Annotated in this window: 17 protein-coding genes; 7 read left to right on the forward strand and 10 right to left on the reverse strand. The window is 63.9% G+C overall.

Annotation, left to right across the window (positions count from 1 at the left end; all coding sequences use genetic code 11):
* Window positions 1-27: 27 nt before the first annotated feature.
* A complete protein-coding gene (locus F4U94_RS18460) occupies window positions 28-1,575 on the forward strand; it encodes a sensor histidine kinase (RefSeq protein ID WP_249042086.1) in 1,548 nt (515 codons plus the stop codon).
* Window positions 1,576-1,691: 116 nt separating this feature from the next.
* On the opposite strand, the gene tgt is transcribed toward F4U94_RS18460, so the two are convergent.
* Both tgt and F4U94_RS18470 read right to left on the reverse strand, forming a co-directional pair.
* Complete coding sequence (gene tgt, locus F4U94_RS18465; protein ID WP_120250466.1) at window positions 1,692-2,822, reverse strand: tRNA guanosine(34) transglycosylase Tgt; 1,131 nt, start codon at window positions 2,820-2,822, stop codon at window positions 1,692-1,694.
* A gap of 45 nt (window positions 2,823-2,867) precedes the next feature.
* Entirely contained in the window at window positions 2,868-3,047 is a 180-nt protein-coding gene (locus F4U94_RS18470) for a hypothetical protein (protein ID WP_120252098.1), read from the reverse strand.
* Between the two features lie 238 nt (window positions 3,048-3,285).
* Between F4U94_RS18470 and F4U94_RS18475 the strand changes: the two genes are divergently transcribed.
* Window positions 3,286-4,239 carry a crotonase/enoyl-CoA hydratase family protein gene (locus F4U94_RS18475; protein WP_120250467.1) on the forward strand — a complete coding sequence of 318 codons (954 nt, stop codon included), beginning with the start codon at window positions 3,286-3,288 and terminating at the stop codon, window positions 4,237-4,239.
* 22 nt (window positions 4,240-4,261) lie between these two features.
* On the opposite strand, the gene F4U94_RS18480 is transcribed toward F4U94_RS18475, so the two are convergent.
* Window positions 4,262-6,214, reverse strand: a complete 1,953-nt coding sequence (locus F4U94_RS18480; protein WP_249042087.1) for a putative bifunctional diguanylate cyclase/phosphodiesterase — start codon at window positions 6,212-6,214, stop codon at window positions 4,262-4,264.
* 209 nt (window positions 6,215-6,423) lie between these two features.
* On the opposite strand from F4U94_RS18480, the gene F4U94_RS18485 reads away from it, so the two are divergent.
* Window positions 6,424-7,125, forward strand: a complete 702-nt coding sequence (locus F4U94_RS18485; RefSeq protein WP_232016002.1) for a GNAT family N-acetyltransferase — start codon at window positions 6,424-6,426, stop codon at window positions 7,123-7,125.
* Here the strand turns inward: F4U94_RS18485 and F4U94_RS18490 are convergent.
* The 3 genes from F4U94_RS18490 to groES form a co-directional block, all read right to left on the reverse strand.
* Window positions 7,119-7,724, reverse strand: a complete 606-nt coding sequence (locus F4U94_RS18490) for a hypothetical protein (protein WP_120250468.1) — start codon at window positions 7,722-7,724, stop codon at window positions 7,119-7,121. The genes F4U94_RS18485 and F4U94_RS18490 overlap by 7 nt on opposite strands.
* A 143-nt stretch (window positions 7,725-7,867) precedes the next feature.
* A complete protein-coding gene (groL, locus tag F4U94_RS18495) occupies window positions 7,868-9,514 on the reverse strand; it encodes a chaperonin GroEL (RefSeq protein WP_120250469.1) in 1,647 nt (548 codons plus the stop codon).
* 127 nt (window positions 9,515-9,641) lie between these two features.
* Window positions 9,642-9,929, reverse strand: coding sequence for a co-chaperone GroES (gene groES, locus F4U94_RS18500; RefSeq protein WP_004211301.1), 288 nt, complete (start codon window positions 9,927-9,929; stop codon window positions 9,642-9,644).
* Between the two features lie 389 nt (window positions 9,930-10,318).
* Here groES and F4U94_RS18505 point away from each other — a divergent pair, with 389 nt between their 5' ends.
* Together F4U94_RS18505 and yghU are read left to right on the forward strand one after the other, a co-directional pair.
* Window positions 10,319-10,753 (forward strand): universal stress protein, encoded by a 435-nt coding sequence (locus F4U94_RS18505; protein WP_120252101.1) that lies wholly within the window; start codon window positions 10,319-10,321, stop codon window positions 10,751-10,753.
* Between the two features lie 86 nt (window positions 10,754-10,839).
* Entirely contained in the window at window positions 10,840-11,709 is an 870-nt protein-coding gene (gene yghU, locus F4U94_RS18510) for a glutathione-dependent disulfide-bond oxidoreductase (protein WP_120250470.1), read from the forward strand.
* A 141-nt stretch (window positions 11,710-11,850) separates the two neighbouring features.
* On the opposite strand, the gene F4U94_RS18515 is transcribed toward yghU, so the two are convergent.
* Window positions 11,851-12,462 carry an NAD(P)-dependent oxidoreductase gene (locus F4U94_RS18515; RefSeq protein WP_120250471.1) on the reverse strand — a complete coding sequence of 204 codons (612 nt, stop codon included), beginning with the start codon at window positions 12,460-12,462 and terminating at the stop codon, window positions 11,851-11,853.
* Between the two features lie 111 nt (window positions 12,463-12,573).
* On the opposite strand from F4U94_RS18515, the gene F4U94_RS18520 reads away from it, so the two are divergent.
* Window positions 12,574-12,972, forward strand: a complete 399-nt coding sequence (locus tag F4U94_RS18520; RefSeq protein WP_120250472.1) for a winged helix-turn-helix transcriptional regulator — start codon at window positions 12,574-12,576, stop codon at window positions 12,970-12,972.
* A gap of 146 nt (window positions 12,973-13,118) precedes the next feature.
* On the forward strand, window positions 13,119-14,420 hold the full coding sequence (gene chrA / locus F4U94_RS18525) for a chromate efflux transporter (protein WP_120250473.1): 1,302 nt from the start codon (window positions 13,119-13,121) through the stop codon (window positions 14,418-14,420).
* 38 nt (window positions 14,421-14,458) lie between these two features.
* Here the strand turns inward: chrA and ligA are convergent, their stop codons facing one another.
* The 3 genes from ligA to recN all read right to left on the reverse strand — a co-directional run bounded on the left by ligA (window position 14,459) and on the right by recN (window position 18,954).
* Window positions 14,459-16,576 carry an NAD-dependent DNA ligase LigA gene (gene ligA / locus F4U94_RS18530; RefSeq protein WP_120250474.1) on the reverse strand — a complete coding sequence of 706 codons (2,118 nt, stop codon included), beginning with the start codon at window positions 16,574-16,576 and terminating at the stop codon, window positions 14,459-14,461.
* A 256-nt stretch (window positions 16,577-16,832) separates the two neighbouring features.
* Complete coding sequence (locus F4U94_RS18535; protein ID WP_120250475.1) at window positions 16,833-17,207, reverse strand: putative quinol monooxygenase; 375 nt, start codon at window positions 17,205-17,207, stop codon at window positions 16,833-16,835.
* A gap of 85 nt (window positions 17,208-17,292) precedes the next feature.
* Window positions 17,293-18,954, reverse strand: a complete 1,662-nt coding sequence (gene recN / locus F4U94_RS18540) for a DNA repair protein RecN (protein ID WP_120250476.1) — start codon at window positions 18,952-18,954, stop codon at window positions 17,293-17,295.
* Window positions 18,955-19,132: the final 178 nt, after the last annotated feature.

The following is a 19,132-nucleotide window of genomic DNA, read 5'->3' on the forward strand; positions in this document are numbered from 1 at the left end:
GGCAGCCTTCCTCCGGCAGCCCGCTCGATGATCGAGTCATTGCTGCATTTTTTCCGATCGACCGGGGTCAAGATGTTCCTCATCTTGACTCTTGCCCTGTTGCCGCTCGGGCTGATCGCGCTGGTTGCCTCCTTGCAGGCGATCCGTACCGCCGACCTGGAAAAGGAAGCCTTGCTTCGCGTCGCGGTGACGCAGAGCGCGCGCAAGCTGACCGCCGATTTACAGTCTGACCGCACCGCCCTGGAACTCACCGTCAATGCGATCGCCAATGGCGCCGCTGACAAGGGCATGTGCCGGCGGCTGGCTTTTTTCCTGACGTCCCATGATGCCGAGGGCGGTCATTTCTACATTTACGACCGGGCCGGGCACATACTTTGCCAATCGTCTCAGTCGGAACCTGCTGGCATCACCCCTGCCAATCGCTTCGATCGGCCGATCGCCCAATTGCTGCCGACCCATCTGGTCAGCCGCGTACGCAGCGGCAATGGACGGTTGGTCGCCCTGTCCTATTATTCGCGCGCCCATCTGGAGAGCGTGGCCGATCCGGCCACCGCATTGCAGAACCGACAGCTTACCCTGCGCCAGGGTAATCGCCAACTGGTCGTCAGCCGGCCGGGCGGCGGCGTCAGCGGCCATAGCAACAGCCTGTCCGCGCGGCTCGATCCACCCGACATTCTGCTCACCATGACCGTGCGCGAGCCGCCCGCCACGCTGGCGCGGATGTTGTCGCTCTTCCTGCCGCTGGTCATGTGGTTCGCCGCCGCCGCCATCGGCTGGTTCGTGGTCAACCGCCTGCTGATCCGTCCGCTGGTGCTGTTGCGCCGCGTGGTCGCCGCCTATCAGCCTGGCGAAGTGCTGGAACCGTTGCAGCGCATTCGCACGCCGGCGTTGGAGATCATGGCGCTGGGCGAGACGTTCCACGAGATCAGCAAGGACGTCGCCACGCATGAGGCGGAGATGGCGGAAGGGCTGGAAACGCAGCGCAAGCTGACCCGCGAAGTCCACCATCGGGTCAAGAACAACCTCCAGATCATTGCCAGCCTCATCAACCTCCACGCCCGGTCTGCGCATAATATCGAAGCGTCGGACGCCTATGCCTCGATCCAGCGCCGCGTCGATGCGCTGTCGGTCGTCCATCGCAACCATTTTGCGGAGCTGGAAGAAAATCGCGGCGTCGGCGTGCGCCCGCTCATCAGCGAATTGTCGGCGAGCCTGCGCGGCACCGCGCCCGCCTTGGCGCGTCGGTTCGCGATCCAGATCGACAGCGACAATCTGCACATCAGCCAGGACGTGGCCGTACCGATCGCCTTCCTGCTGACCGAACTGGTCGAACTGGCGATGATGCTCGCCCCGCAGGCGACGATGCGCATTTCCGTGCAACTGGAGCCGGACCGTGATGATCGCGCCCGGCTGACGGTGCGATCGACGGGGCTTTGCAGTTCGGACGACATGGCCAGCCATCTGGATGAGCGTTATGGCCGGGTACTGACCGGCCTGTCGCGCCAGTTGCGGACCCCGTTGGAATATGATGGTGAGGCGGGCAGCTATAGCATCGTCATCACCGTCATCCCCTAGAGCATTTTGAAGTCAGCTGGCACAGCTGACGGCTCGCAAAATGCGGACAACAAAAAACTTCTAGAGCCTAGAGCATGGTCCGATTCAATCTAGTCGGATCATGCTCCAAAACCGGATCAGACCTTCCGATAATCGCGACGGAAATCGGCGGTGAAGCTGGCCAAGGTGCCGGCGGCGATATTGTCGCGCAGGCCCTGCATCAGTTCCTGGTAGAAATGGATATTATGCTGGGTCATCAGCATCGCGCCCAGCATTTCCCCTGCCTTAACCAGATGATGCAGATAGGCGCGGCTCCACGTCGCACAGACCGGACAACCGCAACGCGGATCGAGCGGCCCCTGATCCTCATTGAACTTCGCATTGCGAATGTTGAGCGGCCCAGCCCAGGTAAAGGCCTGCCCGTTACGACCCGACCGGGTGGGCAGCACGCAATCGAACATGTCGATGCCGCGCTCCACCGCGCCGACGATATCGTCCGGCTTGCCCACGCCCATCAGGTAACGGGGCTTGTCCTGCGGCAGCATGTCGGGCGCGAAATCCAGCGTGGCGAACATCGCCTCCTGCCCCTCGCCCACCGCCAGGCCACCCACGGCATAACCGTCGAACCCGACCTCGATCAGCTTTTCGGCGGAAATGCGGCGCAGCCCCTCATCCAGCGACCCCTGCTGGATACCGAACAGCGCGGCGCGTGCCGCATGATCCCCGCCCGCATCGAAGCCGTCGCGTGATCGCTTGGCCCAACGCATCGACCGCTCCATCGACCGGGCGGCCTCGTCATGGGTGCAGCCATTTTTGGTACATTCGTCGAAAGCCATGACGATATCGCTATCGAGCAACCGTTGGATCTCCATCGACCGCTCGGGCGTCAGCATATGCTTGGACCCGTCGATATGGCTGGAGAAGGCGACCCCTTCCTCGCTCATCTTGGTCAGCGCACTCAGGCTCATCACCTGATAGCCGCCGCTGTCGGTCAGGATAGGCCGGTCCCAGCCCATGAAGCCGTGCAGGCCACCCAGCCGCGCCATGCGTTCGGCACCGGGGCGCAGCATCAGATGATAGGTGTTGCCCAGGATGATGTCCGCGCCGGTTGCGCGCACTTCGGCCGGGCGCATCGCCTTGACGGTGGCGGCGGTGCCTACAGGCATGAAGGCGGGCGTGCGGATTTCACCGCGGCGCATCTGGATCGCGCCGGTGCGGGCCTTGCCATCGGTGGCGTGGATCGAGAAGGAAAAACGGGCTTTGGTCATCGCCGCGCTCTAATGGCGAACCGGCGTCTGTTCAAGAAGCAGGCCTCAACCCGCTTTTCGCACGCCCTCGAACAGAGCCATCGCATCTATGTGAAAACCCTCTATCCGGCGATAGGGGCCGATGAAGCGCAAACAATCGGCAGACAGCCGCAAAGGCCAGGGATCACCCTGCTCGTCATGCAGGGCCAGCGTGACGCTGGGGCTATGTGGACGCGGCTCGTTCATGGGCGACGGCATAATTAACAAAGGTTAACAAAGGCCTGAGCCTAAAATTTTACAGTCGAGCAACAACGGCCTTTGTGGCATCTGCGCCACATCCGATCCGGTTCTGGGGCTTTTGGGGCGACCTCCTTGCAACAGTGCAAGGCAAAAATGGTTAACGGTCTGTCAATCATGTTCGGGTTGATTGCATGCTGCCTGCGAGCCTGATCTGTTCATTCAGAATAGGAAAATGGGGTCGCACATGATTGATTCAGGACGTTTTAGTTCGACAGGACGAGAATTGGACACGGCATCGCAAGAGCCCTTTTCATCGGCTGAAGACGTAGCGTTCGACGCTACGGAAACAGTCGCTTCCGAACTGACTCGCCAGTCGATGATGTTCGATCTGGGCCAGATCGACGTGCAATGGGATGCGCCGCTGGAAACCCTGTGGGCATTCATGGCGCCGCAGGAGCGGCCGAATTTCTCGATGGCGATGCTGCGCGATGTGCGCAGCTGGTATGTGGAGAGCAAGCGACTGTTCGATGCGGGCCAATTGCCGATCAAATATCTGGTTGCCGGCTCCCGCTTTCCTGGCGTTTTCAATCTGGGCGGCGATCTGGAACTGTTCGCCGGCTGCATCGAACGCGGCGACCTGCCCGGCTTGATCGATTATGGCCATGCCTGCATCGACGTGGTCAATCGCACTTGGCGCAATGGCGACATGCCGGTCGTGTCCATCGCTTTGGCGCAGGGCGATGCGCTGGGCGGCGGGTTCGAAGCGCTGCTTTGCTTCGACATCGTGGTCGCTGAACGCAGTGCCCGATTCGGCCTGCCGGAAATGCTGTTCGGCCTGTTCCCCGGCATGGGCGCCTATTCGATCCTGGCCCGCAAGCTGGGCCGCCTGATGGCCGAACGCATGATCCTGTCGGGCAAGGTCTACACCGCAGAGGAAATGTATGATCTGGGCATCGTCCATCGCCTGGTAGAGGATGGTGAGGGCGAAGCGGCGGTACGCGATTATATCAGCAGCACGCGCGCCCATCATTCAGGCCATGTCGGCGTGTTCCAGGCCGGACGACGGGTCGATCCGCTCGATTATGAAGAACTCAAGGACATCGTCGAAAATTGGGCGGCGTCGGCGGTGAAGATCGACCTGAAGGATATGCGGATGATGCGCCGGCTGGCCTCCGCACAGACACGCCTGACGCGCTGAACCCGCCTGACGCAGCGGCGCTTCAGGCGAGGCGCCGCTGACGCATCAGCCCGACCATGTCCGGCCCGTCCGAACGCATCTGCGCCATCAATTCCAGCAGCGCATCGGCAGGCATCGGCCGAGCCAGCACAAAGCCCTGAACATTGGTGAAGCCCACTTCGCGGGCGTAGCGCAACTGCTCTTCCGTCTCGATCCCTTCCGCGACCGTTTCCACGTCGAGCGAGCGCGCGAGATAGGCGACGGATTGGGCGATGGCGCGATCGCGCGGATTTTCGCCAACCCCGCGCATGAAGCTCTGGTCGACCTTGATCGTGTCAAACGCATGCGAGCGCAGCGATCCCAGCGAGGAATAGCCCGTACCGAAATCGTCGAGCGCCAGTCGCAGGCCGATCCGACGCATTTCCGCCAGGATCAGATGGGTATGCCCATCATCTTCCAGGAAGGTCGATTCGGTCACTTCCAGTTCCAGCCGCCGTGCTCGCATTCCAGCCTTGAGCAACGCGGCCATCACCGAGCGCGAAAGCCCGTCGCTCTTGATGAGCGCGGGCGAGATGTTGACGGCGACGCGGATATCATCATCCCATTCCATCGCATCCAGACAGGCCCGTTCCAGCGCCCAGGTCGTGATCGGCTCGATCATCGAACTGCTTTCCGCGATGGGGATGAATTCACCCGGTGATATCGGTCCCAATCGGGGATGGTCCCAGCGCATCAGCGCTTCGCAGATGACGATGCGGCCCGTCTCGCTGTTGAAGATCGGCTGATAATGAAGCCGCAGGTCGCCATTGGCGAGCGCGGCGCGCAGCCCGACTTCCAGTTCGTAGATACGGTTCTGCCGTTCCTTCATCGACCAGTCGAAGCGGCTATGCCGATTACGCCCGCCATGCTTGGCCTGATAGAGGGCCAGATCGGCATGCTGGAGCAGTTCGTCGCTGTCGCGGCCGTCGGCCGGTGCCACCGCGATGCCCATCGAAGCCGTTACGGTGAGCGAGTAACCGCCCGTTTCGAACTCGCTCGAAAATTCCTGCATCACGTCCGACGCCACGGATTCGGCGACGACGCGGTCGGCATAGGGACAGATGATGATGAATTCGTCGCCACCAAAGCGCGACACATGTCCGCGACCGGCCAGCGCATGGGTCACCCGCTCGGCCACCTGACACAAGAGCTGGTCGCCCACGATATGGCCGAGCGAGTCGTTGATTTCCTTGAAGCGATCCAGATCCATCCACAGGATCGCCATCGCCTCCTGATCGGAACTCCGCTGTTCGAACAGGTCGCGCAGCCGCATTTGCATGGCCATGCGGTTTTCGACACCGGTCAGGCTGTCATAGCGCGCCAACCGTTCGAACTTCTGCGCCAGCAGCGCTTTTTCATTTTTCGCCAGCAGCGCCTGCAAAACGATATTGTGGGTCGTCTTAGTGATTTCCGCCATGGCAAAGATCATCAGGAAGCACAGTACGCCCAGGACGATATAGCCAAGTCCGCCGGCCAGGATCAGGCCCAGCGATGTGGGCATCAGCGAAAAGCAGGTCTGCCCCACCGCGACATGGACCCGCCCCGCATTGCGCCCGGAAATGCCGCCGGCATAGGAAGCGACCATGCCGACGCTCAGCACATGCAGGCTGGCGGCATCCGTCATCGTCAGCGTCGCAAAGGAATGCAGGCCGAGCAGCGCGGCATAGACCCAGGCGCCCAGCTCATAGGCCGCGCCCCAGATCGGACTGGCCAGATCATCCTTGTGCGCCAATTGCCGCTGGAAATAGACGGCAGAAATGGATCGGCTGATCCCGACGACCAGGATCAGCACCGAAATAACGGTTATGGGCGTCAGTCGCGCCGAATAGGCGACGACCAGCCCCAGCGATCCACCGGAAATCGCGCCGCTGAGCAAAGAGGCCGGCGACGCATATAGCGCCTTGACGAGATTGTCCTTCACCTCAGCGCTTTGCTGGGTTGCTGGCGCGAAGCGCATGCGCAACTGATCGCGCAAAAAGTGAAGTGGCCGGGACACGTGCTGTACCTTATCGGAGATCAGCATTGCCATTTGGTAAACGATCTATTGGCAATTCGACCGCCGATCGCCCGGACACCTACGGAATCCAACATGCTGCGTCGTGTCGCGGTGACAATATTGTCGCAATCAAAATGCCATGATAGGCCGCCCTCCTCTTCCCCATCGCAATGCCGAGGAGCCGCATCATCCACCCGCTCGGCCACCCGATCTGGCATAGCCTGGCCCATGGCTGGTCCGCACTGGCGCAGGGCGACGATCATGCCCGCCGACTCGATTCCCTGCATGGCCCGTTCGGCGCAGCGGTGGACGGCAGCGACACCAGTCGCCGGGCGCTCGCCGCGCTGGTCCCGCCGGATGACGAATTATGGCTACTCGGCCAAGATGCGATCACGCCACCGCCCGGCGTCCATGTCGCCCGCACCGCCACATTGGCGCAAATGGTCGCGCCATCCGTTACGCCCGCTACCGCGCCCCCGCCCGCCTGGGTGCCGCTGGACGAAAGCGATGCAGCGGACATGCTGGACCTCGCGCTGCTGACGAAACCCGGCCCGTTCCGATCGCATACCCACAGGCTGGGGCGCTTCATCGGCGTGCGGGACGAAGGCCGACTGGTCGCCATGGCCGGCGAGCGGATGCGCCTGCCCGGCTTTACCGAAGTCAGCGGCGTGTGCACCCACCCCGACTGGCGCGGCCGAGGGCTGGCCGGCGCGCTGATGCGGGTGGTGGCGCAGGCGATGCTGGACAGGGGTGAGACGCCCTTCCTCCACGCCTATGCCGCGCATGACAAGACGATCGCTTTGTATCGCTCGTTGGGGTTCGAAGTGCGGGCGGAATTGCCGATGATGGTCGTTACCCGCACAAGTCAGTAGATGTCCTCGCCCTCCAGTCCCGCCAGCCTGATCAGTGCCATGCCGATATCCTTGACGGGGCCATTGCGCGGCGAATGTCGCTCAGCGAAATGATGCCCGCCTGCGTCACTGCGCTCGATCAGCCAGCTTGCGCCGTCCGCGCCAGGCGGACCGCAAAAGGGTTTGGCGGGCATCAGTGATTTGGCATCAGCAGCCACCAGCAAATCGGCGACCTCTTCCTGCGCCACCCTGCGGCTTTTGCGATCCTGCACCTGACCATAGTCATAGCCGCCCAGCCCGGAAAAGCGGATCATATCGACCTGCCCCTTGCCACGACGCGGCACGGTCAGCCGAATGATGATGGGGGCATGAAAGCTGCGCAGCCATGTAAAACGCAGGATCGTGGCGCCATCGGTGCGTGGGATCAGGAGCGATGGCTCCTGCGCGCTGGCCAGCAGAATCGCGTCCGCAGTCAGTCCATTTTCATTGACCAACGGTATGATTTGGAAACCGCAATCATGCGTCGCGGTCTGCGGCGCAAAATAGCGGCGTAACGGCAGTGGCTCGGACGCGGCCGCCGGCGTTGCCGACAGCAGCAGAGCGATCGTCAGCGATAGCATATATCCTCCAGCTAGACGCGCAGCATGTCAGCCCAGTTCGCTGTAGGAAAGAAAAAAGCCGGTGGATCGCTCCACCGGCTTTTTCTGTCAGGCTTGCACCTGGTGACATGCGACCCCAGCCTGAGCCGGGGTCGAACTTCCTATCAGAAGTCCATGCCGCCCATGCCGCCCATGCCGCCGCCGGGCATGCCCATCGGCGCCTTGTCGTCGGCGGGCAGTTCCGAAACGGCCGCTTCGGTGGTGATCAGCAGACCAGCAACCGAGGCAGCGTTCTGGAGCGCGGTGCGCACGACCTTGGTCGGGTCGATGACGCCGGCGGCGACCAGGTTTTCGTACACGTCGGTCGAAGCGTTGAAGCCGAACGAGGTGTCGTCCTGATCCAGCAGCTTGCCCGAAACGACGGCGCCGTCATGACCGGCGTTGCTGGCGATCTGGCGAACCAGAGCGGTCAGCGACTTGCGGACGATGTCGATGCCGCGGGTCTGGTCGTCATTGACGCCCGTCAGACCGGTCAGCGCCTTGGTTGCGTACAGCAGAGCCGTACCGCCACCGGGGACGATGCCTTCTTCGACGGCTGCGCGCGTGGCGTGCAGGGCGTCGTCGACGCGGTCCTTGCGTTCCTTGACTTCCACTTCGGTCGCGCCGCCGACCTTGATGACGGCCACGCCGCCAGCAAGCTTCGCCAGACGTTCCTGAAGCTTTTCACGGTCATAGTCGCTGGTCGTGTTTTCGATCTGCGAACGGATCTGCTCCGTGCGGCCCTTGATCGAATCGCTGTCGCCAGCGCCGTCGACGATGACAGTGTTGTCCTTGTCGATGGTGACGCGCTTGGCGGTGCCGAGCATGCCGAGCGTGACGGACTCAAGCTTGATGCCCAGGTCTTCCGAAATCACTTCGCCCTTGGTCAGGACAGCGATATCTTCCAGCATCGCCTTGCGACGATCGCCGAAGCCAGGCGCCTTGACAGCCGCGACCTTCAGGCCACCGCGCAGCTTGTTGACGACCAGGGTCGCCAGCGCTTCGCCTTCAATGTCTTCCGCGATGATAAGCAGCGGACGGCCCGACTGAACGACGGCTTCCAGGATGGGAAGGATCGACTGAAGGTTCGACAGCTTCTTTTCGTGGATCAGGATGTACGGATCAGCCAGCTCTACAGCCATCTTTTCCGGGTTGGTGATGAAGTAGGGCGACAGGTAGCCGCGGTCGAACTGCATGCCTTCCACGACGTCCAGTTCGAAGTCGAGACCCTTGGCCTCTTCCACGGTGATGACGCCTTCCTTGCCGACCTTTTCCATGGCTTCGGCGATCTTCTCGCCGACTTCACGGTCACCGTTGGCGGAGATGATGCCGACCTGGGCGACTTCGGCCGAACCCGAAACCGGCTTCGAACGCGACTTGATGTCTTCGACGACCTTGATGACGGCGAGGTCGATGCCGCGCTTCAGGTCCATCGGGTTCATGCCGGCGGCAACCGACTTCATGCCTTCGCGCACGATGGCCTGGGCCAGCACGGTCGCGGTGGTGGTGCCGTCACCGGCGATGTCGTTGGTCTTCGAAGCCACTTCGCGCACCATCTGGGCGCCCATGTTTTCGAACTTGTCCTTCAGTTCGATTTCCTTGGCGACCGAAACACCGTCCTTGGTGATGCGGGGCGCGCCGAAGCTCTTGTCGATGACGACGTTGCGGCCCTTCGGGCCCAAGGTCACCTTGACCGCGTCGGCCAGGATGTCGACGCCGCGCAGGATGCGCTCACGAGCGTCACGCGAAAACTTTACGTCCTTCGCTGCCATGATCTTTTACCTTCGTTTGAGAATTGCAAAATTTGCGAAGTTCACACCGTCACTGGGCGCGAATTTCCGCCGAAATCGGGAATGGATATCCGGTTCGCAGCTTTACGCCACGATGCCGCTGCCGTTTTTAGGCAACGATACCCAGGATGTCCGATTCCTTCATGATGAGCAGGTCTTCACCGTCGACCTTGACTTCGGTGCCCGACCACTTGCCGAACAGCACGCGATCGCCGGCCTTGACGTCCAGCGGGGTCACTTTGCCGTCTTCGGCCTTGCTGCCCGAACCGACGGAGACGATTTCGCCTTCTTGCGGCTTTTCCTTGGCGGTGTCGGGGATGATGATGCCACCGGCGGTCTTCGCTTCCGCTTCGATGCGGCGGACGAGAACGCGGTCATGCAATGGGCGGAATGCCATGTTGAGTGCCTTTCCCTGGCGTGATTTGGGATGGGGCGCAGCGGATGGGCCATTGGAGTCGCGCTCCAAACCACCCTGTCCGCCTGTCCTTCTCCCGATGAACCTGTCTTTGTTAGCACTCACTGAGCAGGAGTGCTAGCGGCATGCATATGGAAAAACTATTCCACCGGTCAAGGGCGAGGGAGCGGAAAAATTTCCTGCCCGTTCCGACCCGGTGCCAGCACTTCGCCGCAGATAGGCGCGGCACCCGCCATCGTCATCCGCCGCGCGACGGATTGCGCGGATATTGCGGCTATTCCTTATATATATCGCTTCGGGAATCTTTGATGACAGGCGCATCGCTCGCGCGTGTCGCCGGTTGAGGGGGACACAAGCATAAGGAGAGGATGATGCCCTACGCCACGATCCTGGCCGCCGTCGATGTCAACAATCCGGACCTGGCCCATGCCGCCATTGCCGGCGCGGCTGAAATTGCCGGCACCACCGGTACCGTCCACATCCTCTATGTCCGCTATTATCTGCCCACCCGCTATTCGGAGCTGCTGGCGATCGATTTCGACGAGCGGGAAGAAGAGGAAGCGATGGCCGCCATGCAGGCATGGGCGGATGAAGCGGGACTGGACCCGGCCCGCACGCAGATCTTCACCCGGCGCGGCCGCGTGCGCGACGAAGTGCTGATCGAGGCGGAACGGCGCGGCGCCGACCTGATCGTCATCGGGTCGCATCAACCCTCGCTCTCGTCCAAGCTGCTGGGGTCCAATGCGTCGGCCATCGTCCACCAATCGGCGATCAGCGTGCTGACAGTCCGAACGGTTTCGAAATAATCATGGATAGTTGAGCGGGGCTTGGTTGCGGGCGACGGGGCCGCTTCCTACCTGCGGGCCACATCCTCTTATCGGAGCCAGCCCGCATGACCGACACCTATACCCCGCCCAAAGTCTGGACCTGGGACAAGGAGGCTGGCGGCCCCTTCGCCAGCATCAACCGGCCGATCGCCGGCCCGACCCATGACAAGGAACTGCCGGTCGGCGATCACCCGCTTCAGCTTTATTCGCTCGCCACGCCCAATGGGCAGAAGGTGACGATCCTGCTGGAGGAATTGCTGGAGGCGGGCGTGTCCGCCGCCGACTATGACGCCTGGCTGATCAAGATCGGCGATGGCGACCAGTTCGGCAGCGATTTCGTCGACATCAATCCCAACAGCAAGATTCCCGCCCTGCTGGACCGCAGCGTATCGCCGCCGCAGCGCGTGTTCGAATCCGGCTCCATCCTGCTCTATCTGGCGGAGAAGTTCGGCAAATTCCTGCCGACCGATCCGGCCGGCCGTACGGAGACGCTGAACTGGCTGTTCTGGCAAATGGGCGCCGGCCCGCTGCTGGGCGGCGGCTTCGGCCATTTCTTCGCCTATGCGCCGGAGAAATACGAATATCCGATCAACCGCTACACCATGGAAGTGAAGCGGCAGCTGGACCTGCTGGACAAGCGCCTTGCGGACAATGAATATGTTGGCGGCGCGGAATACGGCATCGCCGATATCGCCATCTGGCCCTGGTATGGCGGGCTGGTGCTGGGGCGGGCCTATGGCGCGGCGGAGTTTCTGGACGCGGGCAGCTACACCAACCTGCTACGCTGGGCCAAACAGATCGACGCCCGCCCCGCCGTGAAGCGCGGCCGCATGGTCAACAAGGCGAACGGGCCGCTGGAAGAGCAGCTGCACGAACGCCACGCCGCAAGCGACTTCGACACGAAGACGCAGGACAAGCTGGAAGGCGCGGCTTAAAATCTGAATTCCCCCTCCCGCTTGCGGGAGGGGGCTAGGGGGTGGGCAGGACGTCGCGATTGCCCACCCCGCTGCGACTAACCCGCTGCGCGCGCAAGTCTCGCTGCCCCTCCCGCAAGCGGGAGGGGAATTGGAAGAGCCTCAATACCCGACCGTGAACCGCGCCTTGCTATGCTTGGGCGTCTCGATCTCGTCGACCAGCGCAATGGCATAGTCGGCGTAGGAAATGCTGCTATTGCCATCGGCATCGGCCAGCAGTTCGTCCTTGCCGAGGCGGAAGCTGCCCTTGCGATCGCCGACGAAGAAATAAGCGGACGGCGAGAGGAAGGTCCAATCGATGTCGTCCACGCCGCGCAGATAGGTCAGGAAATCCGCGCCCTTGCCCGCTTCGGCCTTGTACGCTTCGGGAAATTCCGGGGTGGTGATCAGGGCGACGCCCGGCGCGACCTCCAGGCTGCCGGCGCCGCCGACCACCAGATAGCGGGGCACGCCGGAATCGCGCACGACGCCGACCAGCGAGGTGGGATCGGTGTCGGAGAACATGACCGCGCTGACCACCACATCATGGCCCTTGATCGCTTCGACCAGCGCGTCGGTGTGCTGCACATCGCCGGCAACCGCCGTGACGCCGTCAACCTTGACCGCATTTTCGGGATGGCGGGAAATGGCCGTCACCTGATGCCCGCGCCGCGCGAGTTCCGCACTGATTTCCGTGCCGGCGCGGCCGGTGCCGCCGATGATCGCTACCTTCATGCTTCCAATCTCCATAGGATGGTTACTGATGGAAACCAGATAGCGATTGCGATATCATGGTCGCAAGAAGGCACTTCGCCATCACCTGGTTACGCGCAGGAAACCACCCCCATGCTTTCCACCCTGGACTTGCCCCCGCCCCGCATCGGCGATGCCTATAATCCCGACTGTCCGACCCGCCATGTGCTGGATCGGATCGGCGACAAATGGGCGGTGCTGGTGATGCTGACACTGAAGGACGGGCCGGTGCGCTTCAACGACCTGCGGCGGCGGATCGGTGCGATTTCGCAAAAGATGCTGTCGCAGACGTTGAAGAGCCTGGAGCGCGACGGTCTGGTCAGCCGCGCCGCCTTCCCCACCGTGCCGGTGACGGTCGAATATCGGCTGACGCCGCTGGCCGGCGGGCTGATCGGCATATTGGACCAGATCACCCATTGGGCCGAAAGCCATGTCGGCGACATCATGGCCGCGCGCCGCGCCCATGACGGAACGGACGCGCTGGCCGCCTGAAATCCCCGCTTGCCCCTGTCCCGGCATCATCGCATGATGCGTGCACGGGGTAAGGCAATCTCCCGTTCAGGCGTTCCCCGCCCAAGCATTGCGGCTGTATCGGGCCTTTGGCGCGCCTTGGCGTATCCGGCCCAAGGGGGACGTGCGTGTCGCAACCGGATTTATCGACATTATTCCGAGTCTTCGGGCGGATCGGCTTGATCAGTTTCGGCGGGCCGGCGGGTCAGATCGCGCTGATGCACCGCGAACTGGTGGAGGAACGGCAATGGGTTGAGGAAGGCGCCTTCCTGCGCGCGCTCAATGTCTGTCACCTGCTGCCGGGGCCGGAGGCGCAGCAGCTGGCGACCTGGATCGGGTGGCGGATGCACGGCACGATCGGCGGGCTTGTGTGCGGCCTGTTGTTCGTGCTGCCCGGCGCGGCGATCATGCTGGGCCTGTCGATGCTCTACGCCTTTGCCGCGGACCTGAAGCCCGTGGCGGCGCTGTTTCTGGGGATCAAGGCGGCGGTGCTGGCCATCGTGGTGCAGGCGCTGATCCGCATCGCCCGGCGCGCGCTGGACAGCGGGTTCAAACGCGCGCTGGCCTTCGCCGCTTTCCTCGGCCTCTTCCTGTTCAACCTGCCCTTCCCGCTGGTGGTGCTGGGATCGGGCGCGATCGGCTTCCTGCTGGCACGGGTACGGCCGGACTGGCTGCATGCCCATGGCAAGGCGGCGAGCGACACGCCGGTCGGGCCATTGCCCTGGGCGCAGACGCTGCGGTCGATCGCGATATGGATCGCGATATGGGCCGCGCCGATGCTGGCGATCCTGCTGGCGCTCGGCCCCGATCATGTGCTGTGGAGGATCGGCCTGTTTTTCTCGCAACTGGCGGTGGTGACGTTTGGCGGCGCCTATGCGGTGCTGGCCTATATGGCGCAGGAGGCGGTGCAGTCGATGCATTGGCTTTCGGCCGGCGAGATGACCGATGGGCTGGGGCTGGCCGAAACGACGCCGGGACCGCTGATATTGGTGACGCAGTTCGTCGGCTTTCTGGGCGCATTCCGGGCGCCGGCGCCGTTCACGCCGCTGGTCGCGGGATTGCTGGGCGGGTTGCTCACGACCTGGGTGACGTTCGCGCCTTGCTTCCTGTGGATCTTCAGCGTCGCGCCGTGGATGGAGCGGCTGGAGCGCGCGCCGCGCCTGCAAGGGGCGCTGGCCGCGCTGACCGCCGCGATCGTGGGCGTGATCGGCAACCTGACCGTCTGGTTCGCGCTGCATGTGCTGTTCATGCGCGGGGAACGGGTGGCCGCCGGGCCGGTCAGGCTGTGGTGGCCGGACTGGACCAGCCTGGACTGGCGGATCGCCGCCATCGCACTGGGCGCGGCGCTGCTCATCTTCGTGGCGAAGCGCGGGGTGATGACGGTGCTGGCGATCTGCGCCGTGGCGGGGCTGGCAGTGAGCGGGATGTAGGCACTGTTCCCCGGCGCAGGCCGGGGAACGTCATGATGTTACCCCGCCGCCTGCACGATCTCCGCCCATGCCTCTTCGCTGATGACCTCAATCCCCAGCGCGGCGGCCTGCTTCAGCTTACTGCCCGCGCCGGGGCCGGCCACGACCAGATCCGTCTTGGCGCTGACGGAGCCGGCAGCCTTAGCGCCCAGGCGCTCCGCCTGCGCCTTCGCCTCGTCGCGGCTCATCGTCTCCAGCTTGCCGGTGAAGACGACGATCTTGCCGGTCACGGCGCTGGCAGTGGTTTCGACCACATAATCGGGCGGCGACACCTCGTGCAGCAGATCCTCCCACGCTTCCACATTATGCGGTTCGTGGAAGAAGTCGGCCAGCGCGTGGCCGACCGCGCTCCCGACATTTTCGACGCCGATATGTTCGGCGATCGCCTTGTCGCGCTTGGCCTGCGTCTCCGCCGGATCGGCGGCGGCGCGCAGGGCGATAATCTCTTCGCCGATCGCGCGGATCGCCGGCAGCCTGGTGTAGCGCTTGAGCAGATCCCGCGCCGTCACCGCGCCGACATGGCGGATGCCAAGGCCGAAGAGCAGCTTTGCAGCGTCCGGCGCCCGCTTCGCCTCGATTGCGGCGAGCAGATTGTCGACCGACTTTTCCTTCCACCCTTCGCGGCCGATCAGGTCGGGTCGATGCTTTTTCAGGCGGAAAATGTCGGCCGGCTCGGCGATCCAGCCCAGGTCGATAAATTCCTGAATGGACTTTTCCCCCAGCCCCTCGATATCCAGCGCGGCGCGGCTCACGAAATGGCGCAGCCGCTCGAACCGCTGGGCCGGGCAAATGAGGCCCCCGGTGCAGCGAAAATCGACTTCCTCTTCCTCGCGCACCGCTTCGGACTGGCAGACGGGGCAATGAGTCGGGAACGGGAAGGGTTCGCGCGCTTCCTCACGGGTCAGATTTTCGACCACTTGCGGGATGACGTCGCCCGCGCGCTGCACGACGATGCGGTCGCCGGGACGCACGCCCAGCCGCGCAATCTCGTCGGCATTATGCAGCGTCACGTTGGAGACGACCACGCCGCCCACGGTCACGGGTGTCAGGCGGCCCACCGGGGTCAGCTTGCCGGTGCGGCCGACCTGAATGTCGATCGCCTCCAGCGTGGTCTGCGCCCGTTCGGCAGGGAATTTATGCGCAATGGCCCAGCGCGGCGCCTTCGCCACGAAGCCCAGCCGCTGCTGCCAATCGAGCCGGTCGACCTTGTAAACCACCCCGTCAATGTCGAAGGGCAGTTCGGCGCGCGCCGCCTCTATCCCGCGATAATGGGCAATCAGCGCGTCGAGACTGTCGACGCAGGCCAGCATGTCCGACACCGGCAGGCCCCAGCTGGCGATCGCCTGCATCACGCCCAGCTGCGTGTCGGCGGGCACTTCGCTGTGCGCACCCCAGCCATGGGCCAGGAAGCGTAGCGGGCGGGCGGCGGTGACGATGGCGTCCTTCTGGCGCAGCGATCCGGCGGCGGCGTTGCGCGGGTTGGCGAACTGACGCGCCTTTTCGGGGTCGTCGGCTTCGGCAAGCAGGCGCTGATTGAGCGCTACGAAATCGCCCTTGGCCATATAGACCTCCCCGCGCACCTCGAACAGGTCGGGGATGTTCGGGCCGGTCAATTGCTGGGGAATGTCGGGAATCGTGCGGACATTGGCGGTGACGTCCTCTCCCGTCGTCCCGTCCCCGCGCGTCGCGGCCAGCACCAGCGCGCCCTTTTCATAGCGCAGCGAGCAGGACAGGCCGTCAATCTTCGGCTCGGCGGTCAATGCCAGCGGCGCGTCGTCGGGCAGAGCCAGGAAACGGCGGACGCGGGCCAGAAATTCGCCGATATCCTCGTTCGAAAAACCATTGTCCAGGCTCATCATGCGGACGGCATGGGGCACTTTCTTCAGCGCCGATGTGGCGGCGGCACCCACCTGCGCATTGGGCGAATCGGCGCGGATCAGGTGCGGAAAGGTCGCCTCCAGCGCATTATTCTCGCGGATCAGCGCGTCATAGTCGGCGTCGCTAATCTCCGGCGCGTCCTGATCATGGTAGAGGCGGTTATGTTTCGCCACCTCCTTGGCAAGGCGCATCAGGCGGTTGGCAGCTTGGGCTTCGGAGAGGGTCGCAGGGTCGGTCATGGGGATGCCTTACCCGCTGTCGTGCTGCGGCGAAAGCGGGAGTAGTTTACGCGGAGCCGCGAAGACGCGGAGAGTTTCAAGAGGCGGTTTAGAGCGTGGTGGCATGCGAGCTCCACCCCGTCATCGCGAGCGTAGCGTGGCGATCCACGTAGCTCTCCATGGATCGTCACGCTACGCTCGCGATGACGAATATAAATAAGTTCATCCCCTTCTCAAAATCTACGCGCCACCGCGTCTCCGCGCGAACATATTGAACTCACACCCCCGCCACCGGCACCGTTTCGAAATGCTGCGGGAAGCCGGCGATGATCGGCCGCGCCTTCGCAATAGCCGAGCGCACGGCAGGCAGCTTGAGCGAAGCGGCATGGCTTTCGCGGCTGTCCCAGATTTCGGTAATCCAGATCGCGTCCGGATTGGCCGTGTCCAGCGCCACCACATAGGACAGGCAACCGGGCATCCCGCCAGTCGCCGCCGTCAGGATCGCGACCAGCGCGTCGCGCTGGCCGGGCGCGCTGAGCATCTGGCCGATCAGGCCGTAGCGGGGCTTGGCCTCCTGCGCGGCGGCCGGAATGGCGCTGGCGGCGATCGCGGCGGCGGTCAGGCCGAGCATGTCTCTACGGTTATGGGTCATAGACCTATCATTCCCGTTCGGTTCGAGCTTGTCGAGAACCCTGCGCGATGGTTCTCGACAAGCTCGAACCGAACGGAGGGTGGTGTCACGCTTCCAGCAGTCGCTCCGCCTGCGCCCGCGCTTCCGCCGTGATTTCCGCACCCGACAACATGCGCGCGATTTCCTCGCGCCGTTCGGCTTCGCTCAGGGCATGGACGCCCGTACGCGTCACCGTCCCGTCGCTCGACTTGGCGATCAGCATATGGCTCGCGCCGCGCGCGGCAACCTGCGGGCTGTGGGTGACGACCAATATCTGGTTGCTCTGCGCCAGCCGCGACAGCCGCTCGCCGATCGCATCGGCCACCGCGCCGCCCACGCCCCGGTCGATTTCGTCGAAGATCAGCGTGTCCGCCCCGCCCCGCTCCGCCAGCGCGACCTTGAGCGCCAGGATGAAGCGCGACAATTCACCGCCCGACGCGATCTTCGCCAGCGGCGCGAAGGGCGCGCCGGGGTTGGTCGAAATCTCGAACTCGACCCGGTCCATGCCCTGCGCGCTCCACTGGCCTTCATCCAGTTGCGCGACGACGGTACGGAACCGTGCGGCGTCCAGCTTGAGCGGCGCCAGTTCGCCAGCAACCGCAGCGTCGAGGCGCCCGGCGGCCAGCTGCCGCTCGGCCGACAACGCCTGCGCCGCCGCGCGATAGGCGTCGGCCTTGCCCGCCACATCCTTTTCCAGCGCTGCGATATGCTCTTCCCCGCCCTCGATCGCGGCCAGCTTGGCCGCCATCTCGTCGCGCAGGGCAGCCAGATCGTCGGGCTGCACCTGATGCTTGCGGGCCAGGCCGCGCAGGTCGAACAGGCGGGTTTCGATCGAATCGAGCCGGGCGGGATCGAAACTCAGCGCCTCGGCGGCTTCGGCCAGACGATCCTCCGCCTCGCCCGCTTCGACGACCGCGCGATCCAGCGCCTCTAGCACGGCGTTGAGCAGTGGTTCCTCACCTGCGATGCGATCGAGTCGGCGCGCGGCCTGACGCAACTGGGCCAGGCCCCCGTCGGAGCCGGTCAGGCAATCGCTGACCGCGCTCAGGTCGTCGGTCAGCCGTGCGCCCTTCTGCATGGCCGCCCGCTCTTCCGCGAGGGTCGCTTCCTCGCCCGGTTCGGGCGCGAATTTGCGCAATTCCTCGACCGCATGGGTCAGATAGTCGCGGTCGCGCGCGGCATTGTCCACCGTCTCGCGGGCGGCGGCCAGCGCATTGGCAGCGGTGCGCCATCCAGCATGGGCGGTGGCGACTGCGCCTGCATCGCACCGGCCATAGCTGTCGAGCAGTGCCCGATGGCCACGCGGGTTGAGCAGGCCGCGATCGTCATGCTGGCCGTGGATCTCGACCAGCGATCCGCCAATGTCGCGCAGAAGCGCGGCCGAACAGGGCTGATCGTTGATGAAGGCGCGGCTGCCGCCATCGGCCTTTACCAGCCGGCGGATCAGCAGCGGCTCGCCCGGCTCCATATCGATGCCATTGTCGGCGAGCAGCAGGGCGACGCGGGTGGAGGCAGCGGGCGGTTCGAAGGCCGCGACGACGCTCGCCTGCGCTTCGCCGTTGCGGACCAGCCCGCTATCGGCCCGCGCACCCAGCGCCAGGCCCAGCGAGTCGAGCAGGATCGATTTGCCCGCGCCGGTTTCACCCGTCAGCACGGACAGGCCGGCGCCGAACTCCAGGTCCAGCGCTTCGATCAGCACGACATTGCGGATGGCGAGCGAGGTTAGCATGACATCCGCCTATAACCGCCACTGAACAAATTAGGAACAAACAAGTTGGCCAAGACCGTTCCCCGGCGAAGGCCGGGGTCCAGTTGCCATGACGCCTGGACCCCGGCCTTCGCCGGGGAACAGATCAAGCCATGCCAGTGCTGAATTAAGCCTTGCCGCCATGTTGCTGCATCAGCTT

It is taken from the genome of Sphingobium limneticum (assembly GCF_008710155.1).
In the GTDB taxonomy this organism is placed as follows: domain Bacteria; phylum Pseudomonadota; class Alphaproteobacteria; order Sphingomonadales; family Sphingomonadaceae; genus Sphingobium; species Sphingobium limneticum.

Coding starts and splice junctions, on each gene's coding strand:
- yghU (WP_120250470.1), top strand. CDS start 10,840: ATGACCGACACCTATACCCCGCCCAAAGTCTGGACCTGGGACAAGGAG.
- F4U94_RS18535 (WP_120250475.1), bottom strand. CDS start 17,207: ATGACCCATAACCGTAGAGACATGCTCGGCCTGACCGCCGCCGCGATC.
- groES (WP_004211301.1), bottom strand. CDS start 9,929: ATGGCATTCCGCCCATTGCATGACCGCGTTCTCGTCCGCCGCATCGAA.
- F4U94_RS18490 (WP_120250468.1), bottom strand. CDS start 7,724: ATGCTATCGCTGACGATCGCTCTGCTGCTGTCGGCAACGCCGGCGGCC.
- F4U94_RS18485 (WP_232016002.1), top strand. CDS start 6,424: ATGCCGAGGAGCCGCATCATCCACCCGCTCGGCCACCCGATCTGGCAT.
- groL (WP_120250469.1), bottom strand. CDS start 9,514: ATGGCAGCGAAGGACGTAAAGTTTTCGCGTGACGCTCGTGAGCGCATC.
- recN (WP_120250476.1), bottom strand. CDS start 18,954: ATGCTAACCTCGCTCGCCATCCGCAATGTCGTGCTGATCGAAGCGCTG.
- F4U94_RS18480 (WP_249042087.1), bottom strand. CDS start 6,214: ATGCGCTTCGCGCCAGCAACCCAGCAAAGCGCTGAGGTGAAGGACAAT.
- F4U94_RS18515 (WP_120250471.1), bottom strand. CDS start 12,462: ATGAAGGTAGCGATCATCGGCGGCACCGGCCGCGCCGGCACGGAAATC.
- F4U94_RS18460 (WP_249042086.1), top strand. CDS start 28: ATGATCGAGTCATTGCTGCATTTTTTCCGATCGACCGGGGTCAAGATG.
- F4U94_RS18470 (WP_120252098.1), bottom strand. CDS start 3,047: ATGAACGAGCCGCGTCCACATAGCCCCAGCGTCACGCTGGCCCTGCAT.
- F4U94_RS18505 (WP_120252101.1), top strand. CDS start 10,319: ATGCCCTACGCCACGATCCTGGCCGCCGTCGATGTCAACAATCCGGAC.
- F4U94_RS18520 (WP_120250472.1), top strand. CDS start 12,574: ATGCTTTCCACCCTGGACTTGCCCCCGCCCCGCATCGGCGATGCCTAT.
- ligA (WP_120250474.1), bottom strand. CDS start 16,576: ATGACCGACCCTGCGACCCTCTCCGAAGCCCAAGCTGCCAACCGCCTG.
- F4U94_RS18475 (WP_120250467.1), top strand. CDS start 3,286: ATGATTGATTCAGGACGTTTTAGTTCGACAGGACGAGAATTGGACACG.
- tgt (WP_120250466.1), bottom strand. CDS start 2,822: ATGACCAAAGCCCGTTTTTCCTTCTCGATCCACGCCACCGATGGCAAG.